Below are 15066 nucleotides of genomic sequence, written 5' to 3' on the forward strand. Positions count from 1 at the left end.
TATAAAAATGCCAAGAAAAAATAGATTATGGCGTGAAGGCTCAATTTTACATATTACAGTTAGAGGAAACAGAAAGGAAGCCATATTTAAAAGTGTAGAAGATTATTGTGTTTATCTTAGAAATTTACAGCATGCTATAAAATTTTATAATAATGAATTTCAAATATTAAGTTACTGTCTTATGACTAATCATATCCATCTTCAAATTGAAACAAAAAATGTTCATATAAAAAAATTAATGGGAAAAATAAATACTTTTTATGCTAAATATTTTAATAATAAATATGATTATCATGGGCACCTTTTTCAGGGACGGTATGGTTCTCAAATAATAGATAGTGACAGCTATATTTTAGAAGCAAGTAGATACATAAGTTTAAATCCAGTGAGGGCTAACATAGTTAAAAAACCAGAAGATTATGAATGGAGCAGTTATCCTATGTTAATAGGTAAAAGAAAAGAAAAACTAATTAATTCGGATAGAATACTTTCTTATTTCATACAGAGCAGAAAGAGAGAACTATATAGAATGTATGTGGAGAGTGCAATAAGGTGACAGGCACTTTGGTGGACTATAAATATCCCGCTAGGGTGACAGGTACCAGTCAGAGATGGCTGCATAAACTGCCATATTTTAGAGATTGAAATATAAAATTATAGATGCTATAATGTAAAAACAGTATCTTTATTGGTGGTGAAAAATTTGGATAAGGAAACAAATCACATATTTCAACTTGCTTTGCAAAAATTAGATAACATTGAAAAAAGATTTGACAACGTGGAAAAAAGACTTGGCAACATGGAAAAAAGACAAGATGAGATATATAATGTAGTAAAAGCAATAGAACACAGCAATAATGTAAGAAAAGCTGAGATAGATAATTTAACTCATAAAGTAGCACACATAGAAGGTACAGTTAATGGAGTTGGAGAACTAATTGAAAATAGAAGATCAATTAAATAATTGTGTGAATTTAGGAGGGGGTAACCTCCTTTTTTGTGCTTTGGTGCCTGTCACTGAGTGGAATATAAATGTTCCAATACGGTGACAGTCACCTTATTGCTTAATAGGACTTTATAAATTGCTGGGTCCAATAGCAAGTTCCATTAGAATTTTTAGCGAGACCAACTCCTATTTGATTGAAACTTGGATTTAAAATATTGGCTCTATGTCCTGGAGAGTTCATCCAGGAATTCATTACCTCCTGTGCAGTTCTTTGTCCCATTGCAATATTTTCACCAGCGGCAGTAAATTTTATACCAAAATTTTGCATCATGGTAAAAGGTGAACCGTAGGTAGGAGATGTGTGATCAAAATATCCTTTGTTAGCCATATCTTGAGATTTGTATCTGGCCACTCTTGATAGTTCCCAATTTGATGTAAATGGTTGTAATCCTGCATTTACTCTTGCTTGGTTTACCAGCTTTATAACTTGATTTTCCGTTGTTTTTACATCTATATTTGGAATAGATATCTTCTGCCCTGGTATTATCATGGCAGGATTTGCAATCTGCGGATTGGCAGATATGAGTTCACTTATTCCCACTTGGTTTTTTACTGCAATTTTCCACATGGTATCTCCAGATACTACGGTGTAAGTTGATGATTGTGCATGAACTGCACCTGTGGACAAGACAAAACATAATGCTAAACTTGCTAAAAAGTTTTTTTTCAATGAAATCACCTCAGTATATTTTGTGACATATATAAAAATTTATCCCATGTGGTGCCTGGCACCGAGCGGGACATTTATTACCCCATTCGGTGCCAGGCACCACAGAGAAAGGAATGATAAACTTATGAAGATAGCAGTTATTTCCGATATACACGGAAACCTAGAAGCACTTAAAGCAGCACTTTGTGATATAGAAAAGAAAAACATTGATACTATAATATGTCTTGGAGACTTGGTGGGATATGGACCTTATCCTAATGAAGTAATTCAGCTTGTAAGAGAAAAGCACATATTAAACATACTTGGCAACTATGATGCAGCAGTGCTTGAGAAAAAATTTAATTATATAAGGGACAATGAAGTCAATAAATTTTGTATGCCATGGGCAGCAGAAGAATTATCAGAGGAAAACAGGGATTACTTAGAGTCTCTTCCTGGAGAAATAGTACTTAATTTTAAAAATAAAAAATTTCATTTTGTACATGGAAGCAATAGATCCATAAATGAATATTTAAAGGAAAATTCAAAAGAAGCAGAAGAGGCAATGGGTGTGCTAAAAGAAGATGTTCTAATATGTGCTCACACTCATATTCCTTATAGAAAGAAATATGGTGATAAAATTCTTTTAAATGATGGAAGCATTGGAAAACCTAAAATAGGCAGACCTAATGGAACCTACCTCATAATGGAACCAGACGAGGATGTAAAAAGTGACATTGTAGAATTCACTTATGACTATGAAAAAACAGTGAAGGCCATGGAGGAAAAAGGCATACACAAAGCCTGCATAAAAAATATAAAAACTGGAATAGAATAAAATTGGTGCCTGGCACCGAGTGGGACATTTGAGATCCCATTCGGTGCCAGGCACCTTATAAGTTATTTCTGCATATTTATAATCTCATTAAATAATTGTTTGTTTTGTTCAATCTTATCTGCAGAACCTTCTGCAAAGTATATATTTTGTTTTAGAACTTGATCCAGCATATTTCCATAATTTCTTATATCCTCTGGTGTAGTTGAAAGTGCCTCTTTCTCATAGCTCAAAAGATCATTTACAGAAGAATTTGTAAGATACATTGAATCACAAAGCGAACTTTCCTCGAGAGGTCCACTGGATTTTAAATTTACAAAACTTTTAATAGCTCCTATGATGTAATTTGTCATTTCGCTGTCTGTTGCCTGAAAGTTTTTAAGGTAGTTTACCGTACCTTGAAAGGCATCTAAGGTTTCTTTAAGGTTTGGATCTCTCATTGAAGCAAGTATAACTTCACCATTAGGTGATAATGCAGATTGGACTCCATAGGCACCGCCGGTTGTCCTTACCTTATTCCAAAGATATCCGTTGTCCAATACGTTTTGCAGTACCATCATCTTTCCACTATAGGTATAGCCAGCTTTTTTAAAATCTCCAACCTGTATTATTGTTTGTACTTTTGCAGTGGAAGAAAAAGCTGTATTTTTATCAGGTTGTGCAAAAGTATATTTTTGTTGTGGAAGTACCTGAGAGTTAATCTTAGGGCTTATACGGTTTAACTCGTTTTTAAATGTTTCAGAAGAATTTTCATTTCCACTGTAAGTTGCTATAAGATCATCTCTGTTAAATGCAAGCTTGCGTGTATCATTTAGGTTTTTAGAGATCTCATCCCACTTTGAATCAAAGTTGCTGTCCAGGTCTTGTAAGAACTTATAATAGGAAAGCCCTGTAAGATCTTCACTGTATCTTCCACTTTCACTCATATAGGAACTCATTCGCATAATTGCAGCCGCACCTGATCCTGAAGTCAAAGTTGCCTGTAAGGCTGACTTATTTTGCTCAATAATTTGTTTTATTCTCTGCTTATTTGTAAACTGGCTGTCATTTATAATTTCTTCAGTTAAATCAAGAGACTTTGAAATATTCTCATCAGGCGCTAAAAGGGATACTGTTAGTTTAGGACTATAGTTATTAGGATTTTTATTGCTTGATACTGCTGAAGGTGTAAAACCAATAGTACTTCCTACATACTGCAGCATTTCATTTGAAAGCTGATCATAACTATGTTCCTTAGTATCTACATTTCCAAGCAAAGATGAAAGTAGGCTCAAATAATGTAATTTATCTTGTGGAACCTTTGATGTATCAAAGTAAAGGCTTATGTTTGAAAGCCCATTTAAATCTGCATTATGGGTAAGAACTTTCATACCTGATTGACTTTCAACCTTGTAGTTCAAATTTGGTAATTCAGGTTTGATATCCTTAAGAGAAAGCTTTGGTAAAGTCTCAAGAGCTTCCTTTGAATCCCCACTTTTTTGCCATGCATTAAAATCCTCAGTATCTTTTAAAAGTGAATTAATACCTGCTTCTCCTATTTGATTTTTATAATCTGCAAGTTTTTTAGCTGCAGCTTCAGTATTCTTACTTTCAAGACCGGCTTCAGGCTTTAATACAACCATTGAGTGATAGTTGTTTGAAATCAGGTATTTGTCAATTAAACTTGTAAAATACTTATTGGAATCCGATTTCTTTATCTTTTCCATTATGTCACTTGTATCAAAATACATGGTAGGATCTTTATCATATACCCATGTGGACAATGCAGTCTGGGATAATACAAGACCGTTTCCACCAAGCATAGGTGTTACAAGTTTTTCAGATCGATCGCTTATGTCATAGGACTCAAGGGCAGATTTAAGAAAATCTTTGTCAAATCCATTTTTGGAAATATTCTTTAGAGTATCAAAAATAGTTTTTTCAAAAACGTCTTTTGAAGATTCATCAGAATTAGTTGCATTAATTGAAAATACTGGCTGAATCCCATTCATACTAAATGAAGAACTTACATTTTCTGCAATACCCTTGTCTGTAAGTGCTTTTTTAAGAGGGGCATTATCTGTTCCCATAAGTAAATAATTCAAAAAGCTTAATGCTGTATTTGTTTCCTTATCACCTATATTGCCTGTAACAAAATTTAAAGAAAGATAAGTCTTCTTTTTTGTGTCTCCATCTTTAGGAACAGGATAAGAAGCTATTTTATCAGGTATACTAGACAGTGATTTTTCGGTTTTAACGGAAGTATCTACATTAACTTTGTCAAATTTGCTTAAGTAGTTTTGATCAATATATTGAAGATATTGTCCTATATCTAATTTGCCATATAAATATATGTAGCTGTTTGACGGTGTATAGTTTTTCTTGTAAGTTGAGATTAACTGATCTCTTGTAAGAGAAGGAATATTCTCTGGATTTCCACCTGAATCCCACTTATAAGAAGTATCAGGAAACAGTGATTGATTTACTGCATTACGTAAAAGCCACTGAGGATTTGAATAGTCACCCTTCATTTCATTGTACACAACGCCATTAATTGAAAGAGCGGAATCCTTAGATGGTAGATCATACCTCCAGCCTTCCTGCTTAAATATATTAGGATCAGTAGTAACATTTGGAAAAAATACTGCATCCAAATATACTCCCATAAGGTTTTTAAGATCCTGCTCATTTGTACTTGCTGCAGGAAATGTAGTATAATCAGCACCTGTCATGGCATTGATGAAAGAACCCAAGGAGCTCTTAAGCATTTGCTGAAATGGAGATTTTACAGGATAATTCTTGGAACCATCAAGAACTGAGTGTTCAATAATATGATTTACACCACTGTTGTCTGAAGTAGGGGTGCGAAAACTGATATCAAAAACTCTCTGAGTATCATCGTTTTTAAGATACATTAATTTTGCACCTGTTTTTACATGAGTAAACTGCATGACAGTGGAATTAATTTTTGGTATATCCTTCACTGAAGTAAGTTGAAATCCATAATAGGTCTTTCCAATTTCATCACAGCTTGTAACATTTGTATCTGCGGCATAAACAGTTTTACTAGAAAATGCCATATTACAAGAAGAAAACAGCATAAAAAATGCTATAATAACAGTTGTTGTTTTTTTAAAAAATATTTTCATTATATATGTCCCGTTGCCAAAACCTTATAAAACTCTATAAAGCTTGTTTACTTCCCTATTCAGTGTGCCCCATTTTGCCTAAGCTACTTTGGTTTGTATAGCACTCCGAGGGCTTAACTTCGGATACAACGAATCCTACACCTCAAACATAACTGTTTAAGTAGTTATGCTGAATATCTGCTTAAATTAACTGAAGCATTAAAATCTCTATCAATTACTGTTCCACACTCTTCACAGATATAAGTTCTTTCTGATAGTGATAAGTTAGTCTTTTTATGCCCACACTTACTGCATATTTTTGATGATGGATACCATTTATCAGCTTCAACAAATTCAATTCCATAGAACTCACATTTATATTGTATTTGTCTTTTAAACTCATACAACCCTTGTTGTGCTATCGCTTTAGATAAATGTTTATTCTTCATCATACCTTTTATATTAAGTGTTTCCATAACTACTCTTGATGGCTTGGTTTTCACTATCTTTGTAGTTACTTGGTGTAAGTGATTGTTCCTAATGTTAGATAATCTTCTATGAAGTAATCTAATCTGCTTTTCAAGTTTTATAATGTTGCTTGTTTTGACGAACGTGCTCCCTTCTTTATTCATTAAATATTTTTTTGATATTTTACGTTGCAACCTGCGTAATCTTTTTTCTAATTTTTTAACTATTCTTGTTTTATTAATATTTTTAAAAGTCATTCCATTAGAACAAATAGCTAAATCCTTTACGCCAACATCTATACCAATGCTTTCATCAGTTAATTCTACCATTGGATTTTCTTTTTCAACACCTACAGATAAGTACCAATACTTTCCGTCAAAACTTACTCTTGGATTAGTACACTTAGCATTCATAGGTATCTGCTCCACTGTTTTAATCCAGCCTACTTTTTCAATTAGTACTAAATTTTCTTTTACTTTAAGTTTTGAAGTATCATTATAAAATGATGGTTTAGATTTTCTTTTACTTTTAAATCGTGGTTTATCTGCTAACCCTTTAAAGAATCTTTTATAAGCATTACAAGCGTCTTTAACAGCCTGTTTTGCCACATTATTAGATACTTCATTTAACCATGGTAATTCTTCTTTTTTTAGTATCGTAATTTCTTTTCTTAAATCATTATTACTTATAAATTTACCACTATTTTTATAATTTTCTTCTTGCCTTGCAAGTGTCCAATTATAAATAAATCTTGCTGTTCCAACAGATTGCCATAATTTTTGTTCTTGTTCTATATTTGGAACAATTCTAATCTTCTTTGATAGTATCATCTTCAATCAACTCCTTAATCATTTTCTTAGCTTTATTTGCTCTTTTGCCTTGGAGTTTAGTATTGAATACAGTTACTATCTGAATCATATCCCAATTTCTTAAAGTTTGTGCTGACACATTCAATCTTTTAGGCATTTCTGCTATTGAATAATATTTTATAATCAATTACCTCTTACATATATTATAGGTTATAAAGTTTTATAACTTTTATTTAGTTGCTTCCTTCCCCCCAATATTATATTTGTATATATGTTATTATATATCTTTTTAAAAGAAAATTTATCCATTTTATAAATTGTTTATATTTAACGTCCAAATAGTTACAAACCCTAAAGTTCTGCTATTATATTTCCCATTTCAGTAAGATCATATCCGCCTATTCCTAGAAGTTCTGATTTAAATTGATTTGAACGGAGTATTTCAAGTATTGAGTTAAAGGGAGCTTTATTTATGTCTTCCTTCTTCATTACCAATTCATATCTTTCTTTTTGAATAGGTATAAAATCCACATTATTAACTTGAAGGGCTGTTTTTTCGTTTCCAAGTCCTACATCAGCATCACCTCTAGCCACAGTACTAGCTATTTCTAGGTGAGAAAAGTGTTCTTTTGTATAACCTTTTATATCACTACCACTTATGTTTAATAATCTAAGATGCTCATCTAAGAGGATTCTTGTACCACAGCCTTTTTCCCTATTTATCATGGTAATATCAGGTCTTTTTAAATCCTCAAAACCTTTAATTTTTTTAGGATTACCTTTGGCTACATAAAAGCCTTGCATTCTACAGGCAAGATGAATTATTACAGTTGGAATTCCGGGAATTAATCTTCTTACAAATGGTATATTATATTGATCTGAATCACCATCCCAGAGATGAGCGGTAGCTACTTGTATTTTACCCATGTAAAGTGATAAAAGTCCACTGTAACTTCCTACGTAGGAACGGAAAGTTCTAGTACCAGGGCAGCGAACTTCTATGTATCTGGATAAAATATCGAGAAGTACATCCTGTCCGCATATTATAAAGCCTCCATTTGTAGTATCTCTTGTAGGATAAAAAATATCAGGAGAAGATAGATCATTTTCTTTAACATTACTGGATTCATTTTGTGTAGTGCGTTTTGTCTTATTTTTATAATTTTCTACATCATTTAAATCAACTCTAATTTTTTTGCCAACTTTATAGCCGTTCAATTCTCCTCTTTTAATTAATTCATATACTGTATTTTTAGCTATTTTTAGCATATCGGCAACTTCCTGTGGAGTTAAGGTTGTATTTTCTAACATAAATTATCCTTCCTTTCAATGGTGCCTGTCACCATAGTGGGACATTTTTATCCCCATTCGGTGCCTGTCACCTTATACAAATATTATATAATATAACTACATATTAAAGAAGTAAAATTAATTGCTAAGAGTTATATAACATAGTATAAACAAATATAGCATTAATGATAAGTTATTAACAATAGTTAGTGACTAATTATTAAAATAATAATTTTTATACTCTTATTTTAAATATATTAACATTTATAGCATATTTATTTTAATAAATTAACAATTTAAACGTTGATTTTTTTAAAAAGGTATGATATATTTTTTATAACTTATTAAACAATAATTGTCATAAAAAAATTATAAGTGAGGAGTGAGTGTAAAATGAGACAAGTAGCTATTTATGGAAAAGGTGGTATAGGAAAATCTACTACTACACAAAACTTAACTGCAGGATTAGCAGAAATTGGTAAAAAAATAATGGTAGTAGGATGTGATCCTAAAGCAGATTCAACCAGATTACTTCTAGGAGGGCTTGCACAAAAGACAGTTCTCGATACTTTGAGAGAAGAAGGAGAAGACGTAGACTTAGAGGAAATATTAAAAAAAGGATATGGTGGAATAAAATGTGTTGAATCAGGTGGACCTGAACCTGGAGTTGGATGTGCTGGCAGAGGTATTATAACTTCAATTAACATGCTTGAACAACTCGGCGCTTATGATGATGATTTGGATTATGTTTTTTACGATGTATTAGGTGATGTTGTATGTGGTGGTTTTGCAATGCCAATACGTGAAGGCAAGGCACAGGAAATATATATAGTAGCTAGTGGTGAGATGATGGCCATGTATGCGGCAAATAACATATCAAAAGGGATAAGTAAATTTGCAAACAGTGGTGGAGTTAGATTAGGAGGCATTATATGTAACAGTAGAAAAGTTGAAAATGAGAGGGAATTACTTGAAGCTTTTTCAAAAAAACTTGGAACGCAACTTATCTATTTTGTGCCAAGAAGTCACGATGTTCAAAAAGCAGAAATAAATAAGAAGACTGTTATAGAGTTTAGTCCTGAAGTTGAACAAGCAGATGAATATAGGGCGCTTGCAAAAGCTATAGATGGAAATGATATGTTTGTAATACCAAAGCCAATGGCACAAGACGATTTGGAAGCTATACTTATGGAACATGGGTTGATGGATTAAAATGAATATTAAAAATAAAACAAAAAACACTAGAGTATACCTCTTAGTTTGTGAATGGAAACGCCAAGAGATATACCCGAAAAATAAGTCAGAATCGGTCAAATTCTAACTTTATATAGTGTAACACAAAAGGGGAGGGTATTCAATATGTTATTGATAAAAGCTATTATTAGACCTGAAAAAACATCAGAAGTCTTATCAGAATTATGCGATGCGGGGTTTCCGGCAGTTACTAAATTTGATGTAGTAGGCAGAGGTAAACAAAGAGGCGTGAAAGTAGGAGAAATATTTTATGATGAAATACCAAAACAAATGCTGCTCATAGTAGTAAAAGATGAAGATAAGGATGATATTATAAAAATCATTACTAAAAGTGCAAAAACCGGTAATAAAGGAGCTTTTGGAGACGGAAAAGTATTTGTAACTCCTGTGGAGGAAGTATATACAATAAGTTCGGGCACAAATGAATTATAAGGAGGCATGTAAGGTGAAAGAAGTTATAGCTATTATTAGAATGGATATGGTGGGCAAGACAAAAGATGCCCTTGCTGCAGCTGGATTTCCATCTATTACATGCAAAAAAGTTGTTGGACGGGGTAAGAAAAAGGTGGATTTTTCTATAATCGAAGATTATATATCTGGAAGCGATGTAGTGGATTTTTCAGATAAAAAAGTTGCAGAGCAGATATCTGAAGCACACAGATTAATTTCAAAAAGGTTAATCATTATACTGGCTAAGGATGAAGAAATAAAAAAGGTTGTTGATACTTTAATAGAGACAAATAGGACAGGAAACCCTGGAGATGGAAAAATATTTGTAATAAATGTAACTGATGTTGTGAGAATAAGGACAGAAGAAACAGGAGATGAAGCTGTTTAATCTTTATGGAAGGATGTGATTTTATGAGAAAAGAACTAAATAAAATAGTAGATGAAGTTTTGGAGCCGTATCCAGCTAAAACCTATAAGAATCGAAAAAAGCATATAGTTGTAAAGACAAAGGAAGATCCAAGCCCAGTCATTGAAGCAAATATAAGGACAGTGCCTGGAGTAATTACATCTAGAGGATGCTGTTATGCAGGCTGCAAGGGTGTTGTTATGGGACCTATTAAAGATATGGTTCATATAACTCACGGACCGGTAGGATGTTCTTTTTATAGCTGGGGTGGAAGGAGAAACAAAGCTAAAAATGAAGAAGGCAGCCAAAATTTTATGGAATATGTTTTTGGTACAGATATGGAAGAAAAAGATATAGTTTTTGGTGGGGTTGGAAAGCTTAAGCAGGCAATAAAGGAAGCAGTTGAAATTTTTCATCCTAAAGCTATAGGTATATATGCTACATGTCCCGTTGGACTTATAGGTGATGATATAAATGCAGTGGCGCAGGAAGCTAAAAAACTTTATGGAATCAATGTGCTTGCCTTTAGCTGTGAAGGATATAAAGGAGTAACCCAATCTGCAGGACATCATATAGCAAACAATACTGTTATGAGTGAGATCATTGGTACTGGAAAGGGTGAGCATAAAAAGTATTCCATAAATATATTAGGAGAATACAACATTGGTGGAGATGCCTGGGAGATTGAAAGAATTTTAAACAAAATAGGATATAACGTAGTGGCAACTCTTACTGGTGATGGGAGTTACGAACGTATTCAAAATGCCCACACTGCGGATGTAAACTTAGTGCAGTGTCATAGATCAATAAACTATATAGCAGAGATGATGGAAACTAAGTATGGGATACCATGGATTAAATGTAACTTTATAGGTGTACAAGGTACTGTTGATACTTTAAGGGATTTAGCTAAAGTTTTTGATGATCCATATTTGTATAAAAAAACTGAAGAAGTCATTGAAGAAGAACTTGCAGATATTCAGGTAGATATACAGTATTATAGGGAAAAACTTGAAGGTAGGCTTGCTTGTTTGTTTGTTGGTGGATCAAGGTCACACACTTATCAGGTGCTTTTGAAAGATTTTGGGGTAAAAACCATTCTTGCAGGATATGAATTTGCCCATCGTGATGATTATGAAGGCAGGGAAGTTATTCCTACAATAAAGATTGATGCTGATAGTAAAAATATTCCCCAATTGACTGTACATCCTGACAAGGAAAAATATCATGTGGCTTTACCTAAAGAAAGGGTAGAAGCCCTCAAGGCAGAAGGCGTACCTCTTGCTTACTATGGTGGAATGGAAAAAGAAATGGATGAAAATACGGTAATAATAGATGATATGAACGCACATGAAATGGAAAAATTGATAAAGGAACTTCACCCTGATATGTTCCTCACAGGAATAAAAGAGAAATATGCTATTGAAAAAATGGGAGTTTTGTCAAGACAGCTTCATTCTTATGATTATACAGGTCCTTATGCAGGATTTAAGGGGGCAATAATATTTGCAAGGGAGCTTGCAGGGGGGATATATACTCCAGCATGGAAGTATTTAACTCCCCCTTGGAAAAAGGAATCCTTATTGGAAGGAAAAGTTGTAGGAGGTGAACAGTAATGCTAGATGCAACACCAAAAGAATTAGTAGAAAGAAAGCAACTGCGAATAAATCCGGCTAAAACCTGTCAACCTGTTGGGGCTATGTATGCAGCCCTTGGAATTCATAATTGTCTTCCACACAGTCATGGTTCACAAGGATGTTGTTCTTATCACAGGACTGTACTTTCAAGACATTTCAAAGAACCTGCTATGGCTTCTACAAGCTCATTTACTGAAGGAGCCAGTGTATTTGGGGGAGGAGCTAATGTAAAAAAAGCTGTTAAAAATATATTTGCCATGTATGATCCAGATATTATAGCTATTCATACGACCTGTTTATCAGAAACTATAGGAGATGATTTGCCTACTTATATAAGAGAGATGGAGATACCTGAAGGTAAAATTGTCATTCATGCCAATACACCAAGTTATGTTGGATCCCATGTTACTGGATTTTCCAATATGGTAAATGGTATGGTTCAATATCTTTCAAAAAGTAGTGGAGAGAAAAATGGAAAATTTAATATAATACCTGGATTTGTAGGTCCTGCAGATATGAAGGAAATGAAGAGAATTTTTAAACTTATGGACATTCCATATATAATTTTTCCTGATACAAATGGAGTATTTGATACTCCAAATACAGGAGATTACAAGATGTATCCTAAAGGTGGAACAAAAATTGAAGACATAGTTGATGCTGGAAATTCAGATTTTACTGTAGCCTTTGGAAATTATGCTTCAGAACTTGCAGCAAAGTCTCTTGAAAATAAGTGTAAAGTTCCATATAAAACTTTAAGAACGCCTATTGGAATAGATGCCATGGATGATTTACTTATGAATTTAGTCAGAATGACAGGTAAGGAAGTATCAGCAGAACTTGAGGAAGAAAGAGGACAGCTTCTTGACATGATGATTGATAGTGCCCAGTACTTTAATGGTAAAAAAGTAGCTATAGTTGGTGATCCAGATGTGGTCATTTCCCTTACCCAGTTTGCCATAACTTTAGGCATGATTCCTAAATATGTAATAACCGGTACTCCAGGATCATTATTTGAGAAGGAAATTAAAGCTATGATGGACGAGGCAGGTTTAGAAGGAATTGTGAAAGCCAACAGCGATTTCTTTGAAATGCACCAGCTTATAAAAAATGAAGGAGTAGATCTTCTTATTTCAAATACCTATGGTAAGTTTATTGCTAGGGCAGAAGATATCCCGTTTGTTAGATTTGGATTCCCTGTAATGGACAGATATGGGCATCAATATACTCCAAAAGTTGGATATTACGGTGCAATAAAATTAGTTGAGACAATGTTAAACGCCATGCTTGATAAAGAAGAGAGAGAATGTGCGGAGGAAGACTTTGAAACAGTAAGATAAGACTTCTAAGTGAAGAGTTGAAAGTTGATAGTGGACAATTGACAGTGAAGGAAGATTTTTAGCTATCGCAAAAAATCTTTTAATTTATATAAATCAACTCAGCTATGTTTTGCTTTAGCAAAACGAGCTTTCAAAAATTTAATTAAAGATTTTTTGGAGTATAACGGAAAAAAATCCACCTTAACTGTCAATTATCAATTGTCAATTGTCAACTAAATTGCGAAATGACTATTATTTAAACCTTGAACCTTTAAATAAATGAAATTAAAGCCTATTGAAGCGAAGCTGAAATGCTGAGTACATTTTAGATTTTCTGAAGTTTTAGCGGAAGAAAATCATCCATAATTGTGAACTGTGCATTGTGAATTGTGCATTGAAAAGGGGTGGGTTGTTTATGGAAAAAATAAAAGAAGATTTTTATCATGACCTTCACGAAAAAAATAGAGATAGATTTTTAAAATTGGAAGCTAGAAAGTCAGAAATCATAGAAGATAGAAAAGAATTTGTCTGTTATAACTCCAAGGACAAAGATACAAAAATCAGATGTGAGGAAAACAGTGTTTCTGGAGCTGTCAGCCAGAGAGCATGTGTGTATTGTGGAGCAAGGGTAGTTTTAAATCCTATAACAGATGCTTTTCATTTAATACATGGGCCAATAGGCTGTGCTGCTTACACATGGGATCTTCGTGGAAGCTTGTCAAGTGGTTCTGAATTATTTAGAAATAGCTTTTCTACGGATTTAAGTGAAACCGACGTTATATTTGGAGGCGAAAAAAAATTAAGAGCAGCTGTAGATGAAATAGTAAATGAATTTCATCCAAAAGTTATATTCATATATGCAACTTGTATTGTAGGAGTTATCGGAGATGATGTAGATGCAGTCTGCAAGATGGCCGAAGAAAAATACAAAATAAGAGTAATACCTGTAAAGTCTCCTGGATTTTCAGGAAATAAATCTACTGGTTATAGAGCTGCTTGTAATGCCATATTGAAACTCATAGGAAATAAAAAAAGTGAAAAAAAGCTAAATGGAATCAACTATCTTGGCGACTTTAATCTGGCAGGAGAAGTATGGGTAGTAGAAAACTATTTGAAGAGAATAGGAATTGACATTGTTTCAAAACTTACAGGTGATGGGAAAGTTGATGAAATAGTAAAATCACCTGAGGCAAAACTTAACATAGTTCAGTGTGCTGGTTCTATGGGATATTTAGCTAAAAAAATGGAAGAATTATATGATATTCCATTTATAAAGACAAGTTTTGTAGGTCTTGAGGATACTGAAAATTCACTTTTACAGGTGGCACATCTTGTAGGAAATGAAGAAACTGTAAAGAAGGCAGAAAAACTCATAAAAGAAGAGGAAGAAAAGATACAACCTGAACTTGAATATTATAGGGGAAGGCTTAAAGGCAAAAAGGCTGCAATATATGTAGGAGGCGGCTATAAAGCCATATCACTTATAAAACAATTTAGGGATCTTGGAATTGAAACGGTAATGGTTGGAACTCAAACTGGAAAACCAGAAGATTATGAAATAATAAGGCAAATTACAAATGAGGGTACTGTAATACTTGATGATGCAAATCCTTATGAACTTGAAAGATTCATGGTTGAAAAGGGAGCAGATGTTCTTGTGGGAGGAGTTAAGGAAAGACCTCTTGCCTATAAACTTGGAGTTGCTTTTTGTGACCACAATCATGAGAGAAAACACATACTTGGAGGATTTCAGGGAGCTATAAATTTTGCTAAGGAAATAGATTTGACTGTAAATAGTCCTGTTTGGCAATATATATAAATTTTATGGAGGGGATG

Annotated in this window: 13 protein-coding genes and 1 pseudogene; 9 read left to right on the top strand and 5 right to left on the bottom strand. The window is 33.4% G+C overall.

The features are described from left to right. Nucleotides 1–7: 7 nt before the first annotated feature. Both B5S50_RS13435 and B5S50_RS13440 read left to right on the top strand, forming a co-directional pair. Nucleotides 8–556 carry a transposase gene (locus tag B5S50_RS13435; protein ID WP_217302071.1) on the top strand — a complete coding sequence of 183 codons (549 nt, stop codon included), beginning with the start codon at nt 8–10 and terminating at the stop codon, nt 554–556. A 147-nt stretch (nt 557–703) separates the two neighbouring features. Next, nucleotides 704–964 carry a hypothetical protein gene (locus tag B5S50_RS13440; RefSeq protein ID WP_023162700.1) on the top strand — a complete coding sequence of 87 codons (261 nt, stop codon included), beginning with the start codon at nt 704–706 and terminating at the stop codon, nt 962–964. Between the two features lie 100 nt (nt 965–1064). Here the strand turns inward: B5S50_RS13440 and safA are convergent, their stop codons facing one another. After that, complete coding sequence (gene safA, locus B5S50_RS13445) at nt 1065–1676, bottom strand: SafA/ExsA family spore coat assembly protein (RefSeq protein ID WP_023162701.1); 612 nt, start codon at nt 1674–1676, stop codon at nt 1065–1067. Between the two features lie 124 nt (nt 1677–1800). Between safA and B5S50_RS13450 the strand changes: the two genes are divergently transcribed. Continuing rightward, nucleotides 1801–2493: a metallophosphoesterase gene (locus B5S50_RS13450; protein WP_023162702.1), complete on the top strand. Its 693-nt coding sequence runs from the start codon at nt 1801–1803 to the stop codon at nt 2491–2493. Nucleotides 2494–2555: 62 nt separating this feature from the next. Here B5S50_RS13450 and B5S50_RS13455 read toward each other — a convergent pair whose 3' ends face one another. The 4 genes and pseudogenes from B5S50_RS13455 to B5S50_RS13470 form a co-directional block, all read right to left on the bottom strand. After that, on the bottom strand, nt 2556–5618 hold the full coding sequence (locus tag B5S50_RS13455; protein WP_217302073.1) for an insulinase family protein: 3063 nt from the start codon (nt 5616–5618) through the stop codon (nt 2556–2558). Between the two features lie 164 nt (nt 5619–5782). Next, entirely contained in the window at nt 5783–6895 is a 1113-nt protein-coding gene (locus B5S50_RS13460) for an RNA-guided endonuclease TnpB family protein (protein ID WP_122060246.1), read from the bottom strand. Continuing rightward, a pseudogene (locus tag B5S50_RS13465) lies at nt 6873–6986 on the bottom strand (IS607 family transposase); the annotation flags it as partial. The pseudogene B5S50_RS13465 and the gene B5S50_RS13460, both read right to left, overlap by 23 nt. Before the next feature lie 239 nt (nt 6987–7225). After that, nucleotides 7226–8185, bottom strand: coding sequence for a helix-turn-helix transcriptional regulator (locus tag B5S50_RS13470; RefSeq protein WP_122060245.1), 960 nt, complete (start codon nt 8183–8185; stop codon nt 7226–7228). Between the two features lie 372 nt (nt 8186–8557). Here B5S50_RS13470 and nifH point away from each other — a divergent pair, with 372 nt between their 5' ends. The 6 genes from nifH (at nt 8558) to nifE (ending at nt 15049) form a co-directional block, all read left to right on the top strand. Further along, the gene (nifH, locus tag B5S50_RS13475; protein WP_122060244.1) at nt 8558–9376 is read left to right on the top strand and encodes a nitrogenase iron protein; all 819 of its coding nucleotides are present in this window, start codon (nt 8558–8560) and stop codon (nt 9374–9376) included. Between the two features lie 147 nt (nt 9377–9523). Then, complete coding sequence (locus B5S50_RS13480; RefSeq protein WP_122060243.1) at nt 9524–9850, top strand: P-II family nitrogen regulator; 327 nt, start codon at nt 9524–9526, stop codon at nt 9848–9850. A gap of 13 nt (nt 9851–9863) precedes the next feature. Then, on the top strand, nt 9864–10256 hold the full coding sequence (locus tag B5S50_RS13485; protein WP_217302074.1) for a P-II family nitrogen regulator: 393 nt from the start codon (nt 9864–9866) through the stop codon (nt 10254–10256). A gap of 23 nt (nt 10257–10279) precedes the next feature. Continuing rightward, nucleotides 10280–11890: a nitrogenase molybdenum-iron protein alpha chain gene (gene nifD, locus B5S50_RS13490; RefSeq protein WP_217302075.1), complete on the top strand. Its 1611-nt coding sequence runs from the start codon at nt 10280–10282 to the stop codon at nt 11888–11890. Next, nucleotides 11890–13251, top strand: coding sequence for a nitrogenase molybdenum-iron protein subunit beta (gene nifK / locus B5S50_RS13495; protein WP_217302076.1), 1362 nt, complete (start codon nt 11890–11892; stop codon nt 13249–13251). Before nifD ends, nifK begins: the two co-directional genes overlap by 1 nt. Nucleotides 13252–13645: 394 nt before the next feature. Further along, a complete protein-coding gene (nifE, locus tag B5S50_RS13500) occupies nt 13646–15049 on the top strand; it encodes a nitrogenase iron-molybdenum cofactor biosynthesis protein NifE (RefSeq protein ID WP_254306597.1) in 1404 nt (467 codons plus the stop codon). The last annotated feature ends 17 nt before the right edge of the window (nt 15050–15066 follow it).

The organism is Clostridium sp. 001 (genome assembly GCF_019056555.1).
GTDB classification, from domain to species: domain Bacteria; phylum Bacillota; class Clostridia; order Clostridiales; family Clostridiaceae; genus Clostridium_B; species Clostridium_B ragsdalei.

Coding starts and splice junctions, on each gene's coding strand:
- B5S50_RS13435 (WP_217302071.1), top strand. CDS start 8: ATGCCAAGAAAAAATAGATTATGGCGTGAAGGCTCAATTTTACATATT.
- B5S50_RS13450 (WP_023162702.1), top strand. CDS start 1,801: ATGAAGATAGCAGTTATTTCCGATATACACGGAAACCTAGAAGCACTT.
- B5S50_RS13455 (WP_217302073.1), bottom strand. CDS start 5,618: ATGAAAATATTTTTTAAAAAAACAACAACTGTTATTATAGCATTTTTT.
- B5S50_RS13460 (WP_122060246.1), bottom strand. CDS start 6,895: ATGATACTATCAAAGAAGATTAGAATTGTTCCAAATATAGAACAAGAA.
- B5S50_RS13470 (WP_122060245.1), bottom strand. CDS start 8,185: ATGTTAGAAAATACAACCTTAACTCCACAGGAAGTTGCCGATATGCTA.
- nifH (WP_122060244.1), top strand. CDS start 8,558: ATGAGACAAGTAGCTATTTATGGAAAAGGTGGTATAGGAAAATCTACT.
- B5S50_RS13480 (WP_122060243.1), top strand. CDS start 9,524: ATGTTATTGATAAAAGCTATTATTAGACCTGAAAAAACATCAGAAGTC.
- nifD (WP_217302075.1), top strand. CDS start 10,280: ATGAGAAAAGAACTAAATAAAATAGTAGATGAAGTTTTGGAGCCGTAT.
- nifK (WP_217302076.1), top strand. CDS start 11,890: ATGCTAGATGCAACACCAAAAGAATTAGTAGAAAGAAAGCAACTGCGA.
- nifE (WP_254306597.1), top strand. CDS start 13,646: ATGGAAAAAATAAAAGAAGATTTTTATCATGACCTTCACGAAAAAAAT.